This is a genomic window from Burkholderia sp. YIM B11467, assembly GCF_052952715.1.
Genome location: NZ_JBQVSQ010000011.1, coordinates 145,876 through 165,060, shown reverse-complemented (window position 1 = coordinate 165,060; position 19,185 = coordinate 145,876). Strand labels below are relative to the sequence as shown.

Here is a 19,185-nt window from a genome sequence, read left to right as displayed (position 1 = left end):
TCACGCGAGCTTGCAGCTCGTCTTGTCGACCGGCAGGAACGACTGGCCGGAGCTGACGATGTCGGCGTAGTCGTCCGCGTTCTTCATCCGGCCCTTCGGCTTGCCCTTCAGCAGGTAGTAGTTCTTCAGCACCTGGTGGTCACCCTTGCGGATTTCCTCCGGGCCCGTGAGGCCGTCGTACTTCATGCCCTCCATCGCCGCGACGACCTTCTTCGGATCAGCGCTGCCGGCCTTCACCATCGCGTCGATCAGGATCTTCGAGCAGATGTACGAACCGGCGAGGCTGTAGTTCGGGTTCGCCTTGAACGCCGTGTTCGCGCGCTTCACCAGGTCGCGGTTCAGCGGCGAATCGATGCCGTGCCAGTACTGCGCGCCGAAATACACGCCCTCGCAGATGTCGGGCCCGAGTGCCTCGAACTGCTCGAGGCCCGACGCCCACGCGAGCAGGATCGTGCAGTTGCGCTTCATCCCGAAGCTGACGGCCTGGCGCAGCGTGTCCGACGATTGCGAGCCGAAGTTCAGGATCAGCAGCACGTCCGGCTGCGCGGCCGCCGCGTTCGTCAGGTAGCCGCTGAACTCCTTCTCGGCGAGCGAGTGATAGCTGTTGCCGACATGCTCGATGCCCTTCTCCTTGAAGATCGCTTTCGCGGCCGACAGCAGGCCGTCGCCGAACACGTATTGCGGCGTGATCGTGTACCAGCGCTTCGCCTTCGGCAGCATCTGGATCAACGGGCGCACCGTCTGCTCGATCGCGCCGAAGGTCGGCACCGACCAGCGGAACGTCGCGGCGTTGCAATCCTTGCCGGTGATCTCGTCCGCGCCGGCCGTCGTGATGAACACGCCGCCCGCCTTCTGGACTTCCTTGCCCATCGCCAGCGATTCGGACGACAGGATGCCGCCCGCGAAGAAGCGCACGCCCTTCTGCTGCGCGATCTCCTGCACGCGCCGCACGGCGGTCGCGGGCTTGCCCTCGGTGTCGAGCGCCGTATACGCAAGCGGCGCGTCGAGCACCTTGCCGTATTGCTTGACGACGAGCTGCATGCCGAGATCGGCGTACTTGCCGTTGGCGGCGAACGGCCCCGACATCGGCACCGGGCACGCCAGCTGGATGGGCGAACCCTGCGCGAACGCGGCACGGGACGACATGCTGCCGAGCGCACCCGGCACGGCCGACAGCGCGGCCAGTTTCAACAGTTCTCGGCGATTCAAGTTGACGCTCCTGATAAAGGGGGACACACGCGATGCGACCGACTGCCAAACCGTGCCCACGCCCTGCAGGATGCGCGCCGCCGGTTGATCCTATTTATCATGATAAATAGAATGAACCCGATGCTAAAGTTGATCAAAATTAGTGTCAATCAGGCAAAATTCCGTACCCTGCGCCGGAACGGATCGTCGACGATGACGTGGCGCGCAGTCAGACAAAGGAGTCTTGAAGATGGTCATGGACCGAGCCAGGGCGGGCCTCGCGGTCGAAATCAAGCAGCCGAAGCGGGCCGACCTCGTCGCCGAGGAGATCAAGCGGCTGATCACCGAGAAGGACCTGAAGCCGGGCGACCGCCTGCCGCGCGAAGCCGAACTGCAGCAGCTTTATGCCGTCAGCAAGAGCACGATCCGCGAGGCGCTGAAGTCGCTCGAGGTGCAGGGGCTCATCAAGGTCACGACGGGGCCGTCGGGCGGCGGGATGGTCGTCGAGGTGCCGCTCGACCGCACGTTGCAGCTCCTGCAGAACTACCTGTTCTTCAAGGACGTGACGATCGACGACATCTATACGGTGCGAAAGCTGCTCGAACCCGAGCTGGCGGCGGGCGCCGTGCCGCACCTGACCGAGCGCGACTTCGCGGCGCTGGAGTCGAACATCGCGTGTTGCGACGGCGCGTCGGGCGTGCACGACCGCGGCCACATGCTGCGCCAGCGGCAGGAGGACACGACGTTCCACGACATCCTCGCGGCCGCGAACCCGAACCCGTTCCTGCGCTTCAGCTGCGAGCTGATCAACGAGATGATCCGGCAGTTGATCGAGTTCCGGAACGACACGCCGCTCGTCGAGCACAAGCGCTTCGGCGAAGCGAACGTATCGATCCACAAGGCGATCCTGCAGGCCGCGCGCGAGCGCGATGCCGAGCGCGTCCGCGCACTGATGGTCGAGCACATGACCGAAGCGCCCAAGCATGTGAAGCGGATGAAAGGCAAGCTGCGCGGGCGTCTGATCCTCGACTCCGAGATCCGCAGGCGGGCCGCCGCTCACGTGGCGGGATCCGATGCGGCCGCAACGGATCCCGACGAGGACTGAGCGTCGGCCAACGCGGTCGCCTTCGGGCCGACTGCTTCGCGGCGGCCCGAATATCCCTACCGCGCCGTGAATGCCGATGACACGCCGTTGCGGCCGAACGCCGCGAGCGGCGTCGGCACCGGCTAGAACGTATTCGTCTCGTGGTGTACCCGGGCGGTCGGGATCTTCAGCGCACGGCGCCTTCCGTGTACCCCGTCGTGCCCTTCGTCTCCAGATATTCGACGAGGCCGAACTCCGCATACTCGCGCCCGTTGCCCGAGCGTTTGTAGCCGCCGAACGGCGCGGCCGGGTTCCATGCCGGGTAGTTGATGTGGACATTGCCGACCCGCAACCGTGCCGCGACCCTGCGTGCACGCTCGAGATCCTTCGACTGTACGTAGGCCGCAAGCCCGTAGACCGAATCGTTCGCGAGCGCGACGGCCTCGCCCTCGGTCCGGTAGGTCATGATCGACAGCACCGGCCCGAAGATCTCCTCGCGCGCGATCGACATGTCCGGCGTGACGTTCGAAAACACCGTCGGCCGCACGTAGAATCCGTCGCCGAGCCCGTCCGGCCGCCCGGGGCCGCCGGCGACGAGCGTGGCGCCTTCTTCGATCCCGAGCCGGATGAAATGCTGGATGCGGTCGAACTGCGTGCGGCTGACCACCGGCCCGATACCGGTTTCCGGCGAACGCGGATCGCCGACGACGGTGCGTTCCGCTTCGCGGCGCGCGGCCTGCTCGGCCAGCGCCAGATGATCGGCGTGCACGAGCATGCGGGTCGGCGCATTGCACGACTGGCCGCTGTTGCTGAAGCAACTGCGCACGCCGCGCGTGACCGCATCCTCGATGTCGGCGTCGGGCAGGATCAGGTTCGGGCTCTTGCTGCCGAGTTCCTGGTGCACGCGCTTCACGGTATCGGCCGCGGCCTTCGCGACCTCGACGCCCGCGCGCGTCGAACCCGTGAACGACACCATGTCGACATCCGGGTGCCGCGACAGCGCGTCGCCCACTTCATGCCCGTAGCCATGCACGAGGTTGAACACGCCGGGCGGCACGCCGGCCTCGTGCAGGATCTCCGCGAACAGGATCGCGCTGAACGGCGCGATCTCGCTCGGCTTGAGCACCATCGTGCAGCCGGCCGCGAGCGCCGGCGCGACCTTGCACACGATCTGGTTGATCGGCCAGTTCCACGGCGTGATCAGCGCGCACACGCCGATCGGCTCGTGCGACACCAGCAGCGAATCGGTCTGCGTGCTGAACCGGAACGACTGCAGCGCGCGGATCGTCTGCTCGAGGTGCGCGGTGCCGACCGCGGCCTGCATCGCACGCGCGAAAGCGATCGGCGCACCCATTTCCTGGCTGATCGTTTGTGCGACCTCTTCGTAGCGGCGCTGGTAGATCTCGAGCACGCGCCGCAGCAGCGCGACCCGCTCGTCGACCGGCCAGCGCGAGTACGTGTCGAATGCGCGCTTCGCCGCGCCGACCGCACGGTCGACGTCGGCCGCGCCGCCGATCCTGAGCTGCGCATACGGTTGCGCGGTGGCCGGGTCGATCACGTCGATCGCCGGTGCGCCGGCCGGATCGAACCACTGGCCGTCGAGATAGGACTGTTGTGACGTTCGCATCGAATGCTCCTGTTGTGACGGATGCCGGCGCCGCGCTCAGCGCGTCGCTCGCGCAAAGGTATCGACGAGGATGTCGCGAATCTGCGCGACGAACCACACGATCTCGTCGCGCGACATCACGAGCGGCGGCGAAAACTGCACGATCGGCGTGCCTTCGTGATCGACGCCCGCGCGGCACAGCAGCCCCGCGTCGAAGATCGCGGGCGCGAGCAGCGTCGACACGAACGCCTGCGCGCTGATGCCGGCCGCCCAGCGGCGCGCGGCCTTGTCGGTCACGAGTTCGAGCGAGTAGTGGTAACCATCGCCGCGCACGTCGCCGACGCACGGCAGTTCGAGCAGCCCGTCGAGCGTCTGGCGGAACACCGCTTCGTTGTCGCGGACGTTCGCGAGCACGCCTTCGCGCTCCATGATCGCGAGGTTCGCGAGCGCGGCCGTGCATGCAACCGGATGGCCGCCGTACGTCGCGCCGTGCAGGAACATCTGCTGCGGCCCGTCGAGCACCGTATCGACCACCGCGTCGCTCGCGATCACGCCGCCGAGCGGCACGTAGCCCGACGCGATGCCTTTCGCGAACGTGATGATGTCCGGCTTGAGCCCATAGCGCGCCGAGCCGAAATATTCGCCGAGCCGGCCGAACCCGCAGATCACTTCGTCGGCGACGAGCAGCACGCCGTGCCGGTCGCAGATGTCGCGCAGCCCGGCCGCGTAGCCGGCCGGCGGCGTCAGGCTGCCGCCCGCGTTCTGCAGCGGCTCGACGACGATCGCGGCCACCGTATCGGGCCCTTCCTGCACGATCAGCGATTCGATCTCGTCAAGCAGGTGGCGCGTGAACTGCGCTTCGGTCTCGCCTGCCGGGCGGCCGTAGCGCTTGGTGTTGCCCACGTGCCGCACACCCGACATCAGCGGCTCGAAATGCTTGCGGAAGTTGGTCATCCCGTTCAGCGCGAGCGCGCCGAACGACGTGCCGTGATACGCGACGCGACGCGCGATGAACTTGCGCCGCTGCGGCTCGCCGCGCGACTGGTGATACTGGCGCACCAGCTTGATCGCCGCTTCGTTCGACTCCGAGCCGCTCGACGTGAAGAACACGCGGTTCAGGCCTTCCGGCGCGAGCGCCGCGAGCTTGTGCGCGAGCCGGATCGCCGGCTCGTGGCCATAGCCCCAGTTGGTCGCAAAGGGCAGCCGCACCATCTGCTCGCGGATCGCGTCGCCGATCTCCGCACCGTGGCTGTAGCCGACCTGCACGCAGTACAGCCCGGCCAGCGCATCGAAATAGCGCTTGCCGTTGCGGTCGACGAGCCAGCAGCCTTCGCCGCGGTCGAACACGGTCAGCGCGTGGTCGCGATACGCATCGGCATGCGTGAAGTGCATCAGCAGGTGGCGCTTGCCGAGCGCCTGCAGGTCCGCATCGAGATTGACGTCAACAGCGTTCATGGATCATTCCTCCTTCAGGGTTTCAAGGCCGGCATCGCGCGGCCAGCCATTCAATTCATCGACAGCGTCGGCGCCGGGCGCGTGAAGCCGCGCGTCAGCCACACGAGCTGGCAGAGTCCGAGCACGAGCCAGCCGATGCCGACGTAGAACGTCTGGCGCGACAGTCCCGACCAGAGCCACACGTTCATCGCGAAGCCAATCGCCGGCATCACGCCGAACGCGATCCAGCCCGCGACATGACGGTGCTCGGGCCGGCTCAGATAACTGCGCATCACGCACAGGTTCACGATCGCGAACGCGACGAGCGCGCCGAAGCTGATCATCGTCGACGCAAGATCGAGCGTGATGAACAGCGCGGACAGCGACACGACGCCGACCGCGAGCGTCGCGCGCACCGGCGTGCGCAGCCGCGCATGCAGGTGACCGAACACGCGCTCGGGCAACACGCGGTCTCGGCCCATCGCGAACAGCACGCGCGTCACGCTGGCCTGCCCGGCCATCGCGCTCGCGAAGCAGCCGGCCACGTACACCGCGACGAAGAACGCCGACAGCGTGCCGCCGCCGATGCGCCGCATCAGTTCGAGGCTGGCCGAATCGAGATCCTTGAACGCGTGCCAGTCGGGGAACACCACTTGCCCGGCATACGCGATCAGCATGAACAGCAGGCCGCTCGCCAGCGTGCAGAGCAGGATCGCGCGCGGCACCGTGCGCCGCGGCTCGCGCGTTTCCTCCGACAGCGTGGTGACCGCATCGAAGCCGAGAAACGACAGGCACAGGATCGCGGACCCGGCGAAGATCGCGTGCGCATCGCCGGACGTCGGCAACGCAACCGCCAGCGACAGCCCTTCGCCGACCGCGACCTGCGCCGATGCGATCACGAAGATCGCGATGAACACGAGCTGGCTCGCGATCAGAATGAGGTTCACGCGATTGACGAGCCGGATGCCGACGATGTTCAGCCCGGTGATCAGCACGATGCTCCCGACGATCCACACGCTGGCCGGCACCATCGGAAACAGCTGCTTCATGTAGATGCCGATCGCGAGGTAGCTGATCATCGGGATGAACAGGTAGTCCATCAGCAGCGCCCAGCCGACCATGAAGCCGGTCGACGTGCCGAAGTTGCGGCTCGCGAACGTATAGGCGGACCCGGCGCTCGGCATCAGCCGCGCCATGTGGCCGTAGCTGCGCGCGGTGAACAGCATCGCGATCAGCGTGACCGCATACGCGGCCGTCAGATGCCCGTTCGTTTCGCTCGTGACGAGCCCGTAGGTCGTGAACACCGTCATCGGCAACATGTACGCGAGGCCGAAGATCACCAGCGTCGAGAGTCCGAGCAGATGCGGCTTGCGGCGTCCGTCCGCGTCGTCTCGATGCATGCGCGGCCCGATGTCATTCATCGCGGCGACTGATGCGGATCGACCTGGCCTGTCGTTGTCCATGCTGTCCTCACGTGGGTGGCTTCCATGACTTCAACGCTCGTTCGCGCGGCACGGCCGGCGTGTCACGATTCGAAGAAAGTGTGGTGCGCCAAAAAATCGAGGACGAATGAGAAAAGCGGACGTAATCGGGGGATATTTCCGGACGCATTGCCGTGCGTCGCGCCGGCCGGTCGTCACGGATGCTGCGCCGCACTGGCGTTTCGCGGACATTCCGGCTATGTTCTACGCGAACCCGTCGCCCCGTCAGCCCCATGGATAGCAGGTCACATCGAAACCAGAGCAGGGCCGAGCGCAGCCTGCGTTCGTCACTCGGCCTCGCGCGTCCGGCCGGACGCCAGGAGGACATTCCCGCCACTGTCCATGCGATCGCGGTCGCGCTGGACGAGTGCCGCGTGCGGCACATCGACGGCGCCGCGCTGCTCGAAGGCACGGGGCTCGGCGCGGACGAAGTCGCATCGCCGAACCTGCACGTGAATCGCGGCCAGGAGCAGCGCTGTTTCAGCAACCTGCTGCGCTGCAGCGGCGTGCCGTCGATCGGGCTGTCGATCGGCGCGCGGCTGCACGTGTCGACGCTCGGCCTCGCCGGTTACGCGATGCTGATCAGCGGCTCCGTGATGCAGGCGTTCCGCTGCATGAGCCAGTTTCCGCTGTTCATGGGGCTGTATTTCGACGTGCGTATCGACGCGCACGCGGACGGCATGAGCGTGACGATCGGCCGCTACAACGGCGAGCCCGATCTCGAGGTGTTTCAGGTGGACATGTGCCTGTCGAGCCTGCGCCTGATCGTGTCCGATCTGGTCGGCAAGCCGGTCTGGCCCGAACAGCTGCAGCTCGCGCGCCGCACGCCGCGCAACGCGGCCGATTACGCGCGCCACTTCGGCTGCAAGGTCGCATTCAATGCGGGCGACAACCGTCTCGTGTTCACGTCCGTGAACGGCACGGAAGCGCCGCGTCTCGCGAACGAAGTCAGCTTCAATGCGCTGCACGGCCAGTGCGAGGCGCTCGAACGGCAGTGGGCCGCGTCGGTCGGCACGCGCTTTGCCGATCGCGCGAAGGAGCTGATGGCACGCGACCTCGCACGCTTCAAGTCGATGACGGCGCTCGCGAACGCACTGCACCTGACGGAGCGCACGCTGCGCAGGCGGCTCGACAAGGACGGCATCACGTTCCAGTCGCTGCTCGATGAAGTGCGTCACGACGAAGCAGTACGGATGCTCGACGATCACACGCTGACGGTTGCGGCGATCGCCGAACGTCTCGGCTACAGCGAGCCGCGCAGCTTCCGTCACGCGTATCGGCGCTGGACGGGCAAGACGCCGCGCGCCGACGCGGACGTCGACGCGTGAAGCGGACCGGTTACGGCTGCATGACCGGCATCACGACTTCTTGCACACGTAATCCATCACGAGTTTCTGCATGGAATCGGGCACGACATTGTCGTAGTCGTCCGGGTATTCCGGAGACACGCTCACCTCGCCGGGCGCTGTTCCAACCATCGTCGTCTCGCCCATAGACCAGGTCTTGTCGGCGCAATTGAACGACCACAGGGACACCATGCTCTTCGTCGGAAACGGCGCCGAATAGGGCTGGGGATCGCCGAAGACCACCCTGACCCGGGTCCGGGTCAGGCTCTTGTCGTGAACGACGGAAGATGTGTCGACATAGACGGCTGTGGTCGACCCTTCGATGAGCGTGGTCCAGTTCGCGGCACACGCCCCGTTGATCATGAATGCAAGCACGGCACCCGCGAGCGCGCTTCTTTTCATTTTCGTTCCTTGAGTCTTGCCGGGGAATTCCGATGGCGTGATTCTACGTTCTTCGCTTACGCGTCATGCAGGCGAATCGACTCGCGTAGAATGCGCGCATCAAATCAACCAGAACGGGGCCGCGGCCGCTTGCCGATTCCACCCGAGACGCGTCAGCCGATGCGGTCGATACGACTCGCAACGACGCAGCGCAATCATCGGTAACCGCGGCGGCGATCGACGTCGTCGCCTGCCCGGGCGAACGTCGCCGCGACGCTCGTCGACCGACGAAGCATCCATGAGCAAACCGATCCTGTACCTCCTCGCCGGCAACGGCAGCGCGGCCGACTGGTGGGACGATGCGCTGCCCCACTTCCGGCACTACCGGCCCGTGCCGCTGGAACTGCCGGGCTTCGGCGACCATCCCGCGCCGCCCTGCGAAGACCTCGCCGCCTACGCGCAAGCGTTGCTGGAGGCGACCGAGCCGGGCCACGCGATCATGGCGGTCGGCGTGAATGCGCTGCTGGTGCTGCACGCGTTGCAGCGGCGCCCCGGCCACTTCAGCCGCAGCGTGCTGCTCGCGCCCGTCGGTGCGTTTCTGTGGGAGCGACGCCTGCCGAAGCTGATGGCGCCGAAGCCGCTGCGCAAGACCATCCACTGGCTGCTCGCGCACTACCCGACGCTGTTTGCACGCAAGTTCTCGAACCAGACGTGGACACCCGCGCAGTATCGCCGCATGGGCGCCGGCTATGCACGCTGCCGCGCGTTCCTGCCGCACTGGGATCTCGTGCGCGCCGATACCGCGCTGCCGCTGCTCGAATGGGTCACCGATCGCATCGAACTCGTGTGGGGCGATCAGGACAACGTGCTCGGCGTGCGCCAGGCCGCCGCGTGGTCGGCCATCCTCGCGCGCGCCGACCTCACCGTCACGCTGCAGGCCGGCTGGGGACACTATCCGTGGATCGACGCGCCGGCGGCGTTCGCGCAGTGGCTCGAAGCAGGCGATGCCGGCTTCGTCGCACACACGAAAGGCGGGCGCCTCGCGCTGGCCACGATGGCCGGGCTGCCCGTGCCGCCCGCGCTTTCGTTGACCCGCGCCGACGACCCGCGCCTGCCCGGCTTTCTCGCGAGCCAGCCCGACGCCGTGTGGGCGATCCGCTCGTCGAGTCATGGTGAAGACCAGGCCGATGCGGCCAATGCCGGCCTGCACACCACGTTCCTGCGCGAACCTGCGTCGCAGGCGGCCGCGCGCGTGGCCGAACTGCTCGACGGCGGCCTCGAGGAAGCGGTCGTGCAGCGCTTCATCACGCCGGTGCTGTCCGGCATCGCGTTCATGCGCCATCTCGCGGTCGAAGTGGAATGGGTGCAGGGCCACCTCGAAACGCTCGCCGACGGGCAGGCGAGCCCGCAGCGCGCGATCCTGTCGCGGCTCGGCGAGCCCTGGCAGAGCGGCACGTTCCCGACCGCGCACGGCCTGACCGCACAGCAGCTGTGGGCCTTCCTGCAACGCGTGCTGCGCGCGTTCCATTACGTGCCGGGCGATGTCGAATGGGCGTGGGACGGCACGCAACTGTGGCTGCTGCAGTACCGCCCGATCAGCAGCTACGGCTGGCACCGGCACCTGACCTCGGCCAACATCGCCGAGATCCTGCCGCCGCAGCCGAGCCGGCTGGTCGAGTATGCGCAACGCCGCGCGGCCGGCAGCATCCCGGCCATCATGGCGCGCTGGGATGCGCGCGTGCTGCGCGACAACGAACCGTTCACCGCGCTCTATGGCGGCGCGTCGTACATCAACAACGACCTGTTCCTCGCGCGCCTGGCCGACTGGGGCGTATCGGCCGGCAACTACAGCGGCGAGATCGGCGGCGCGACGCCGCCGCTGCGCTGGCGCCCGCTGCGCCTGCTGCGTTCGCTGCCGGTGTTCTGGCGCATGCTGCGCGTCGCGCGCGGGCACCTGCCGACGCTCGAGCGCGGCTTGGAGCGCTTCGACCGGGAACTCGCGACGCTCGTCGAACAACGCGCCGACGGCCAGCAACTGGCCGACTGGTTCACGCGCTTCTACGTATTCGTCGTGCAGGGCAACCTGTGCATCGCGGCATCGCTGGCCAGCAGCGGCGGCGCGCTGTGGGGACGCCCGCCCACCGTCTACGGCCAACTCGACGACAGCCCGCACCGGCTGCCGTGGGAAACCGATCCGGGCACCGCGCGGCCCGCGGCCACGGACCTGCCGCTGCAGGCGTTTCCCGACTGGCCGCTGCCGGTCCGCATGCTCCACGCGCTCGGCGCGCCCGGCCTGCGCGGCTGGTATCTGCAGGTGCGCGAGTGGTATCGCGACAACCTGATGCGCGTGTTCTTCCGCCTGCATCACGCGATGCCGGCCGCCGAGCGCGATGCGTGGTTCGCCCCCCATCCCGAGCGCCGCGAACGCAACGGCAGCTTCTGGCAGGACGGCGGCGAAGGCACCGACGAGGCAACCGGCTTCATGATCTATCCGGGCCACACGCAGGGCGTGCTCGGCCACGACATCCTGCTGGAAGACACGCTCGACCCGGGCCGGCACGCGCAGTATCAGGCCGCGCGTGCCGTGATCGCACGCATGGGCGGCCGGCTGTCGCACGGCGCGACGCTGCTGCGCGAACTGCGCAAGCCGTCGGCGGTGCTGCCGCGCGTCGATGCGGCCTGGGTCGGGCGCGAAGTGCGGCTCAGCGACGGCCGGCTGACGTTGGTCGAGTAAGCGCCCGCCGTCGTGTTGAACGGCACGGCGGCGGTCGCTACACTGGTCCGGCGAATTCCGGAGACCCCACATGAAAGAAGCGCTCGCAAAACTGTCGGCGGACCTCGAACGGCTGCTCAAGCTGCGCAGCATCCCGTTCGGGATGAAGCTGTTCGAACGGCGCGAGGACATGGAAGCCGTGCCGCGCATTCGCCGCCCGACAGCGATCCATTCGCTCGACCAGATCGTCGGGCAGACGGCGCGGCTCGGCTTCACGCTCGGCATCACCGCCGACGACCTGGTCGGCGCGCAATGCCGGTCGGTCATCGGGCTCGGCCACGCAAAAGATGTCGAGTGGACCTCCGGGCAGCAGATGGCGGGTGTCTGGTATGCAACGCAGGAGGATTCGCGTGCCCATCAGGCCGCGATGCACTGCGTGCCGGACGGCAAGTACGAAGCGCTCGTCGTGTCGCCGCTCGCGGCCGGCCGCATCGAGCCCGACATCGCGCTGTTCTACGCGACGCCCGGCGCGATGATGTACTTCATCAACGGGCTGCAATGGTCGGGGTACAAGCGTTTCGACTGGAGCGTGGTCGGCGAATCTGCATGCGCGGATTCGTGGGGGCGCGCGCTGGCGACCGGGCAGCCGAGCCTGTCGATCCCGTGTTACGCGGAGCGCCGCTACGGCGGCGTGCTCGACGACGAGATGCTGATGGCCTTGGCGCCCGATGCACTGGAACAAGCCATTACCGGGATGGAGGCGCTGGCGCGGAACGGGCTGCGCTACCCGTTCGCGCAGTACGGCATCCAGCAGGACGTTCGCGCGGGGATGGAAGTCAGCTACCCGAAAACGACATGATGCGTCGCGATTGACCCGCGCCGGAATCGGACCTCAGCGCAGCGGCGTGCGGATCTTGCCATCCACCTTCAGCGTGCGCCTGTCGTGCGCCGCCTCGTATTCGACCGTCTGCGCGGGCGTGACCGCGCCGTACGACCGGCCGTTCACATAGACGATACCGTCCCGCAGTTCGACCTTGTCGCCGTTGACCATCGCGGTGGCCCGCTCGCCCTGCAACACCGCGCCCGAACACCCGGCGGTCGAAAAGCTGCGGACCGACGTGCCCGGCATCGCGGCGTTGCCGCCCGGGTCCGCCGCGTTCGCCGCGCTGCAGGGCGGCGCATCCATGCTGCCGGCCGCGCGGAGCGTTCCCGCGCTGATGCCGCATCCGGCCAGCAACGCAATCGTCATCGGCAACAGCTTGTTCATGGTGATCTCCGTGGTCCGTGGCAGCGAATCGAGACCGCGGCATCACGTCGGCTGATGGCCCTTGCCTGCAGGTCGGCCAGATGCGCCGAGTATGCGACCACTTCACGGCGCCCGGCCATCCGCTTCACTACCATTCACCGCCGATCCCTGCCGGCTGGTCCCGACCCCTGAATCCGCTTCGACGCCGCCGCCGGAAACAACCGGTTCGCGTGAAAATCCGCCTTGATCAAGTTGCGTATCGCAACTATTATTGATTGCGATACGCAACCATTCCGGGCAAACCATGGATCTCATCGACGCTCCCGCCAAGCCTCGCGAGGCGACCATCCTCGAGCTTCGCGACTTCTCCCGCAAACTGGTCCGCGAGCTCGGCTTCATGCGCGCCACGCTGGCCGACAGCGACTGGGCGCCGTCGGCCGTCCACGCGATCCTCGAGATCGGGATGACGCCCGGCATCAACGCCAGGGATCTGGGCCATGTCCTGCGGCTGGACAAATCGAACACGAGCAGGCAACTCGCCCGGCTCGAGGCGGCCGGTGTCGTGGAGCGGCGCGTGTCGAGCGACGACGCACGTGCGACCGAGTTGTACCTGACGGCCGACGGGAAAAAGCTCCAGAAAAGAATCGACAAGTTCGCGACGGATCAGGTGTCGAATGCGTTGCGTCGCATGATTCCCGCCGACCAGCAGGCGCTGCTGCGTTCCCTCGCGCTGTATGCCGATGCGCTCGCGCAGGACAACGCGGCCAGGACGCCCGCCGCGACACCCGAGGCGCCGCCGATTCGCGAAGGCTATCAACCGGGCTGCATCGGCGACATCGCGAGCCTGCACGCACGCTTTTATTCGGAGCACTGGGGATTCGGTGCTTTTTTCGAAAAGCGCGTGGCGACCGAGCTTGCCGAGTTCGCGAGCACGTTGCCGGCCGACGGCAAGGCGCTTTGGCTCTGCCAGGAAGACGGACGCACGCTCGCGTCGCTCGCGATCGACGGAGACCCGGCAACCGGCGTCGCCCACCTGCGATGGTTCATCGTCAACGATGCGTTGCGCGGATCGGGCGTCGGGCGCCAGCTCATGACGCAAGCGATGCGCTTCGTCGACGCGCAGCGGTTTCGCGAGACCTACCTGTGGACGTTCAAGGGCCTGGATTCGGCGCGCCATCTGTACGAGTCGTTCGGCTTTGCGCTGACCAGCGAATCCGCGGGCACGCATTGGGGAACCGAGGTGGTCGAACAGCGCTTCAGCCGTCCGGGGCCGGGCCGCTGATGGTCAACGGGCAGCGTCCGTTCCGAATGCCGCTATAGTCTGTCGACGAACCATTCCCGATTCGCCGACACAAGGACGCAACGCATGTTCGAACGTCTCGCGGCCCTCACGCTCTGCGCGGCGATCACCGCGCCAGCCGCCGCAGCCGACATCGACCCGATCGACCAGCAGATGACGCTGTGCCTGAACGACCCCGAGCACGCATCGACGGGCGGCCAGGACGAATGCATCGGCGACGCGGGCCGCGCATGGGACGCGCGGCTCAATGCCAGCTATCGCGCGCTGCAGGCATCGCTGCCGGCCGCGGACCGCCCGGCACTGCTGCACGCTCAGCGCGCCTGGCTCGCACGCCGCGATGCCGACCTGAAGCTGATCGATGCCGTCTACGCGACGACGCACGGCACCGTCTATGCGCCGATGAATGCAAACGATGTGATGAGGCTGACGCAGCGACGCGCGCAGACGCTGCAGCGCTTCGAATCGGATCGCGCCGCACACCGCTTCAGCATGACCGGGCGTCTTCCGCCGGCAACCGAAACAAAGCCCGAACGTGTCGCAACCGTCCCGCAACGCGGCGCGCGCTTCGAACGCGCGCACTGTGCGGCACTCGTCGATCTCGACGCAATGGGCCGCTGCGCGGCGCAGGCCACGCCGCTGTATCTGCAAGACATCGACGACGCGACGAAGGCGATCGAGCGTCGCCTGCCGCGCACATCGCGCGATGCGATGCGGATGTCGTCGCAGAAATGGCAGGCGTTTGTCGCTGCCCAGCCGCCGCTGATCAGCGTGCTCCACCCGGCAGCCGATCCTGCCGGCGTAAAGCCGCAGATCGCGATCGAAATGCGCGACGAGGCCGCCGCACGCCTGCAGCAGCTCGTGTACGCCGAAGACAAGATCGGCGCCGATTGATGCGCCGGCATGCTCACGACAACCGTCTCTCCATCTTCACGATTTCCAGCTGAATCGGGCTGTTCCCGTGGGAGAAGTGCCCTCGTCCGATCACGTCGAAACCATGCCGGCCGTAGAACGGCACTGCGTTGGTCGTCGCCTCGAGATACACACGGGCATATCCGGCTCGCGCGATACCGGACACGGCGGTCTCCAGTAGCGCCTTCCCCGTGCCACGCCGCGCGCGATCGCCGCGAATGAACAGCTTGGTCAGTTCTTCGCCGGCCGTTTCCGCGAATCCGAGCAGGTCGCTGTCTTCGGCAACCCACAGCGCGTGACGCCGGATCGCATCGAGATACATCGCCGGCGTGCGCCCGTCCAGCCAGCTGGCGATCTGCTCGCGCGAGTAATCCCCGGCACACAATCGCGCGACGGAATCCAGATGGACATCGAAGATCCGCTGTATGTCGGCTTCGTTCGCGGCTCGGATTTCAAAGGCGGACACGTTCGCTCCCGGTTAATCGCCGCACAGCGGTGCAGGCGGCAGACCGTCGAATATTCTCATCGCCTCCGACGCATCAAGACCCGGGAAAACCCTCGCCGACACGCCATTTCGCGGAGCGTGGTTTCTCGCGCCGAACGCACTCATCGGTATTCGAATCACTAGGGAAAATCCGGAGACATCCTTACAGCGATTTACCTGATGATTCACAGGAGCGTCATGCTTCGGTGATTCCGCAGCATGCCAAGCTTTCAGTCCGCGTCACGAAGCCGATGCCGCCGCGCGGCAATCGCGATGCCTGAAGATTGAAACGGCAGTCGTTGGCGTATCGTCAGGTGTTCAATACTTTCAACAACCCGGTCGAGAGTAATCGTGAGAATCCGTGGCCCGCTGGTGCGGTGGAGACGAGGCGATGCGCGCAACCTGCGCGCCGCGATCGCGTCCGCCGACGACAGTGACGGCCGGCAAAGTCCTCGCCTGCCTCTGTCGATCTACACCATCCTGTCCCGCCGTTCCGTGCGCCGTCACAACGCCGTCGCCGCGCGCGCCTCCGTCGCGATCCATACCGACGACGTGGCGTCGCTGCTGCCGTAGCGCCCCGCCTCCTTTCCCGTTTTCCGTTCGACCTGCCCGCCGTGTCGCCCGACTGGTGAAGGGATCAACTCGCGCTTCGTTTTCACGCGAGCCGGTGCAAGGTCGAACGGACTCCTGATCGTCGTGCCCAGCCAGCGCTCGTGTGAGCGGCGGTCGTGCACGCCCGTTCCATCCGAAGAACCGTCGCGCAACGACCCGCGAATCGCGGATCGATACGCGCACCGCCATGGAAAACCTTGTCATGCGAATCCGAACGCTTCGCCGCACCATTGCAACCGCCGCCGTCATGTCGGTTGCCGCCTACGCCAGCACAAACGCCCATGCGGCCGGCGAACTGAACATCTACAACTGGTCCGACTACATCGCACCGGACACGATCCCGAACTTCCAGAAGCAGACCGGCCTGCACGTCCGCTACGACAACTACGACAGCGACGACACGCTGCAGGCGAAACTGCTGTCGGGAAATTCCGGCTACGACATCGTCGTGCCGACGTCGAACTACATGGCCAAGCAGATCCAGGCGAGCGTCTACCAGCCGCTCGACAAGTCGAAGCTGCCGAACCTGTCGAACCTCGATCCGCTGCTGATGAAGATGGTCGCCGACGCCGATCCGGGCAACCAGTACGGCGTGCCGTGGGCATACGGCACCGACGGCATCGGCTACAACGTGCAGGCAGTGAAGAAGGCGCTCGGCGACAAGGCGCCCACCGACAGCTGGGCGCTGGTGTTCGATCCGGCCAACATGGCGAAGCTGAAGAGCTGCGGCGTATCGTTCCTCGACCAGGCCGTCGACGTGTTCGCCGCGACGCTGCAGTACATGGGCAAGGATCCGAACAGCACGAACCCGGCGGACTACCGCGCCGCGTACGAGGTGCTCAAGAAGGTGCGCCCGTACATCACGCAGTTCAACTCGTCGGGCTACATCAACGATCTCGCGAACAACGACCTGTGTGTCTCGCTCGGCTACTCGGGCGACGTCGGCATCGCGCACCGCCGCGCGGCCGAAGCGAAGCGTCCGTACGAGATCCGCTTCGCGAATCCGAAGGAAGGCGGCCTGCTGTGGTTCGACATGATGGTGATCCCGAAGGACGCGCCGAACCGGGATGCCGCGCTGAAGTGGATCAACTACCTGCAGGACCCGAAGGTCAACGCGGGCATCACCAACGCGGTGTTCTATCCGACCGCGAACAAGGCTGCGCGCCAGTACGTGAAGCCCGCGATCGCGCGCGACCCGTCGGTGTATCCGGCCGACGAGGTGTTGAGCAAGATGACGCTGCTCAAGCCGATGTCGCCCGAGATTCGCCGGTTGCAGAACCGGCTGTGGGCGCAGTTGAAGACCGGGCGCTGAGCAAGCCGCCGCGATGCTGGATCGTGCCTGCGGCGGCTTGCGCCGCGGGCACGCGTCGCAACGAACACGGTCGAAATCGATCGCGCAAACTATCGCAACGCCTGCGCCGGCTCCGCCGCAAACGCGTCTTCCACGAACCGGATCACGTCATCGAGCGACGATGTGCACACCGCGCCGGCGGCAAGCTCCCGAAACGCGCCGTCCGGGCCGAAGCAGACGAGCGGCTTGCGCCAGCGCTGCGCGAGCGAAATCTCCTCGGCCGTGCCGGGCCCGCCCGGCAGCGCGACGATCAGGTCGCTGCTCAGCACGTTCACGTAGTTGCGGTTGATCATCTGCGGATCGGCGCCCGGTTCGCGGCGCGGCAGCGGCGTGAGAATCGGGATGTCGACGAACGGATGCGGGTAGCCGTCGAGCGGCACGAAGCCCGCGAGCGGATCGGCCTGCGTCGGCAGGATGCCGATCGATCGGCCGGCCCGCCCGGGCACGCCGGCGAACGCGCGCGCGACCGCCAGCATCACGCCCTGCCCGCCGCCCGTCAGCAGGTTGAACCCGGCCTGCGCGAGCCACGCACCCAGCGGTTCCGAAAACGCGAGCCACGGTTCCTTGCCCGAGCCCATCACGCCGATCGTCTTGTTCTTCTGTTGCATCGTGGTTTCCGGTGAAGTCGTTGCGGCGCGCCGCACTCATTCGAGCTCGATGCCCTTGAGCTCGGGAATCAGGAACAGCGTCGCGACCATGTCGAGCACGTAGAGGCCGGCGAGCAGCGCGATGGCCGTCTGGAACGAGTAGTGCGCGGCGAGCGCGCCGACCGCGACCGGACCGAAGCCGCCGACCGCGCGGCCGATGTTCCACAGCACGTTCTGCGCGGTCGCGCGCGCGGCCGTCGGATAGCCTTCGGACATCAGCGTCCCGTAGCCGCCGACCATCCCGTTGACGAACATGCCCATCAGCGCGCCGGCCCACAGCATCGCCGTCGGGTCCGACAGCCGCGCATACGCGATGACCGTCACGACCGAGCCGAGCTGGTACAGCAGGAACGTCGGCTTGCGCCCGATGCGGTCGGCCAGTTGCCCGAACACCCACACGCCGATCATCATCCCGACGACCGTCGCCGCCGTCCACAGCCCCGACTTCGTCAGCGAGAAGCCCATCTGCTTCGACAGGAAGGTCGGCAGCCAGATCATGATCCCGTAGTAGCCGAAGTTCTGGACCGAACACAGGATCACGATGCCGAGGCTCGTGCGCGCGGTGCGGCCGTCCGCGACCAGCATGCGGAACGCGTTGGACTTCGGCTGCGTCGCGCGCTGCACGAACGCTTCCGGCTCGTGCAGCTTGTTGCGCATCGCCCACGCGAGCAGCGCGGGCAGCACGCCCACCAGGAACATGCCGCGCCAGCCGATGTGGAGCAGCAGGAACGGCGTCAGCAGCGCGGCCAGCAGCACGCCGGCCTGCCAGCCGAGCGCGACGTAGCACGACACGCGTGCGCGCTTGCTGGCGGGCCACGCTTCCGCCGCGAGCGCCATGCCGATCCCGAACTCGCCGCCCAGCCCGATGCCGGCGATGGTGCGGTAGACCAGCAGATCCCAGAAGCCGCGCGCGAACGCGCACAGGCCGGTGAAGATCGCGAACAGCAGGATCGTCCAGGTCAGCACGCGCACGCGCCCGTAGCGGTCGCTCAGCGCGCCGAACACGATCCCGCCCGCGACGGCGCCGATCAGCGTCCACGTGACCAGCGCGCCGCCCTGCCCGGGCGTCAGGTGCAGTGCCGCCGTGATCGCCGGCAGCATGAAGCCGAGGATCAGCAGGTCGAAGCCGTCCATCGCATAGCCGATCGCCGAGCCGGCCAGCGCTTTCCACGCGTACGGCCCGACCTGCTCCACGCGCGGGGCCGACGGGCCGCCGAGCGTCGAAGATTTCATGTTTGCTGCCATGGTGTCCTGCCACGAATGTCCGGCGACATTCTAAGGCCTGTGCCCGCGCACGACGGGCCGGCGAACGTGCCGGCGGCGGCCACCCGGGCGCGCGTCGGCGCCCGCTTGCGGGACGGCAAGCGGGAATCTGCGGGCAATGAACGGGAAAGCGGCGATCC

General features: G+C 67.0%; 17 protein-coding genes. 8 read left to right on the top strand and 9 right to left on the bottom strand.

Annotation, left to right across the window (positions count from 1 at the left end; translation table 11 throughout):
• Complete coding sequence (locus ACTRWB_RS30735; protein ID WP_412026057.1) at positions 1 to 1,209, bottom strand: ABC transporter substrate-binding protein; 1,209 nt, start codon at positions 1,207 to 1,209, stop codon at positions 1 to 3.
• Positions 1,210 to 1,438: 229 nt separating this feature from the next.
• On the opposite strand from ACTRWB_RS30735, the gene ACTRWB_RS30730 reads away from it, so the two are divergent.
• On the top strand, positions 1,439 to 2,293 hold the full coding sequence (locus tag ACTRWB_RS30730; RefSeq protein ID WP_412026056.1) for a FadR/GntR family transcriptional regulator: 855 nt from the start codon (positions 1,439 to 1,441) through the stop codon (positions 2,291 to 2,293).
• Positions 2,294 to 2,459: 166 nt separating this feature from the next.
• Here the strand turns inward: ACTRWB_RS30730 and ACTRWB_RS30725 are convergent, their stop codons facing one another.
• Genes ACTRWB_RS30725 through ACTRWB_RS30715 form a run of 3 tightly spaced genes read right to left on the bottom strand, consistent with a single transcriptional unit; the run spans position 2,460 to position 6,775 of the window.
• Positions 2,460 to 3,899 carry an aldehyde dehydrogenase family protein gene (locus ACTRWB_RS30725; protein WP_446904054.1) on the bottom strand — a complete coding sequence of 480 codons (1,440 nt, stop codon included), beginning with the start codon at positions 3,897 to 3,899 and terminating at the stop codon, positions 2,460 to 2,462.
• A gap of 36 nt (positions 3,900 to 3,935) precedes the next feature.
• Entirely contained in the window at positions 3,936 to 5,333 is a 1,398-nt protein-coding gene (locus tag ACTRWB_RS30720) for an aspartate aminotransferase family protein (protein WP_129517662.1), read from the bottom strand.
• 50 nt (positions 5,334 to 5,383) lie between these two features.
• Positions 5,384 to 6,775 carry an APC family permease gene (locus tag ACTRWB_RS30715; protein WP_446904053.1) on the bottom strand — a complete coding sequence of 464 codons (1,392 nt, stop codon included), beginning with the start codon at positions 6,773 to 6,775 and terminating at the stop codon, positions 5,384 to 5,386.
• A gap of 251 nt (positions 6,776 to 7,026) precedes the next feature.
• On the opposite strand from ACTRWB_RS30715, the gene ACTRWB_RS30710 reads away from it, so the two are divergent.
• A complete protein-coding gene (locus ACTRWB_RS30710; RefSeq protein WP_446904052.1) occupies positions 7,027 to 8,121 on the top strand; it encodes an AraC family transcriptional regulator ligand-binding domain-containing protein in 1,095 nt (364 codons plus the stop codon).
• Positions 8,122 to 8,151: 30 nt separating this feature from the next.
• Here ACTRWB_RS30710 and ACTRWB_RS30705 read toward each other — a convergent pair whose 3' ends face one another.
• Positions 8,152 to 8,541: a surface-adhesin E family protein gene (locus ACTRWB_RS30705; protein ID WP_446904051.1), complete on the bottom strand. Its 390-nt coding sequence runs from the start codon at positions 8,539 to 8,541 to the stop codon at positions 8,152 to 8,154.
• A gap of 277 nt (positions 8,542 to 8,818) precedes the next feature.
• Here ACTRWB_RS30705 and ACTRWB_RS30700 point away from each other — a divergent pair, with 277 nt between their 5' ends.
• Positions 8,819 to 11,254, top strand: a complete 2,436-nt coding sequence (locus ACTRWB_RS30700) for a PEP-utilizing enzyme (protein ID WP_446904050.1) — start codon at positions 8,819 to 8,821, stop codon at positions 11,252 to 11,254.
• Positions 11,255 to 11,324: 70 nt separating this feature from the next.
• A complete protein-coding gene (locus ACTRWB_RS30695; protein ID WP_446904049.1) occupies positions 11,325 to 12,092 on the top strand; it encodes a DUF169 domain-containing protein in 768 nt (255 codons plus the stop codon).
• Between the two features lie 33 nt (positions 12,093 to 12,125).
• Here ACTRWB_RS30695 and ACTRWB_RS30690 read toward each other — a convergent pair whose 3' ends face one another.
• Positions 12,126 to 12,500, bottom strand: a complete 375-nt coding sequence (locus ACTRWB_RS30690; protein ID WP_193102424.1) for a sugar ABC transporter ATPase — start codon at positions 12,498 to 12,500, stop codon at positions 12,126 to 12,128.
• Positions 12,501 to 12,783: 283 nt separating this feature from the next.
• Between ACTRWB_RS30690 and ACTRWB_RS30685 the strand changes: the two genes are divergently transcribed.
• Complete coding sequence (locus tag ACTRWB_RS30685; protein ID WP_446904048.1) at positions 12,784 to 13,761, top strand: bifunctional helix-turn-helix transcriptional regulator/GNAT family N-acetyltransferase; 978 nt, start codon at positions 12,784 to 12,786, stop codon at positions 13,759 to 13,761.
• Positions 13,762 to 13,845: 84 nt separating this feature from the next.
• A complete protein-coding gene (locus ACTRWB_RS30680) occupies positions 13,846 to 14,670 on the top strand; it encodes a lysozyme inhibitor LprI family protein (RefSeq protein WP_446904047.1) in 825 nt (274 codons plus the stop codon).
• 13 nt (positions 14,671 to 14,683) lie between these two features.
• Here the strand turns inward: ACTRWB_RS30680 and ACTRWB_RS30675 are convergent, their stop codons facing one another.
• The gene (locus ACTRWB_RS30675; RefSeq protein ID WP_446904046.1) at positions 14,684 to 15,154 is read right to left on the bottom strand and encodes a GNAT family N-acetyltransferase; all 471 of its coding nucleotides are present in this window, start codon (positions 15,152 to 15,154) and stop codon (positions 14,684 to 14,686) included.
• A 369-nt stretch (positions 15,155 to 15,523) separates the two neighbouring features.
• Here ACTRWB_RS30675 and ACTRWB_RS30670 point away from each other — a divergent pair, with 369 nt between their 5' ends.
• Positions 15,524 to 15,745: a hypothetical protein gene (locus ACTRWB_RS30670; RefSeq protein ID WP_080970893.1), complete on the top strand. Its 222-nt coding sequence runs from the start codon at positions 15,524 to 15,526 to the stop codon at positions 15,743 to 15,745.
• A 241-nt stretch (positions 15,746 to 15,986) separates the two neighbouring features.
• A complete protein-coding gene (locus tag ACTRWB_RS30665; protein ID WP_446904045.1) occupies positions 15,987 to 17,096 on the top strand; it encodes a polyamine ABC transporter substrate-binding protein in 1,110 nt (369 codons plus the stop codon).
• Positions 17,097 to 17,185: 89 nt separating this feature from the next.
• On the opposite strand, the gene ACTRWB_RS30660 is transcribed toward ACTRWB_RS30665, so the two are convergent.
• Both ACTRWB_RS30660 and ACTRWB_RS30655 read right to left on the bottom strand, forming a co-directional pair.
• Entirely contained in the window at positions 17,186 to 17,743 is a 558-nt protein-coding gene (locus tag ACTRWB_RS30660; RefSeq protein WP_446904044.1) for an SLOG cluster 4 domain-containing protein, read from the bottom strand.
• Positions 17,744 to 17,779: 36 nt separating this feature from the next.
• Positions 17,780 to 19,027 (bottom strand): MFS transporter, encoded by a 1,248-nt coding sequence (locus tag ACTRWB_RS30655; RefSeq protein ID WP_412026045.1) that lies wholly within the window; start codon positions 19,025 to 19,027, stop codon positions 17,780 to 17,782.
• Positions 19,028 to 19,185 lie beyond the last annotated feature (158 nt).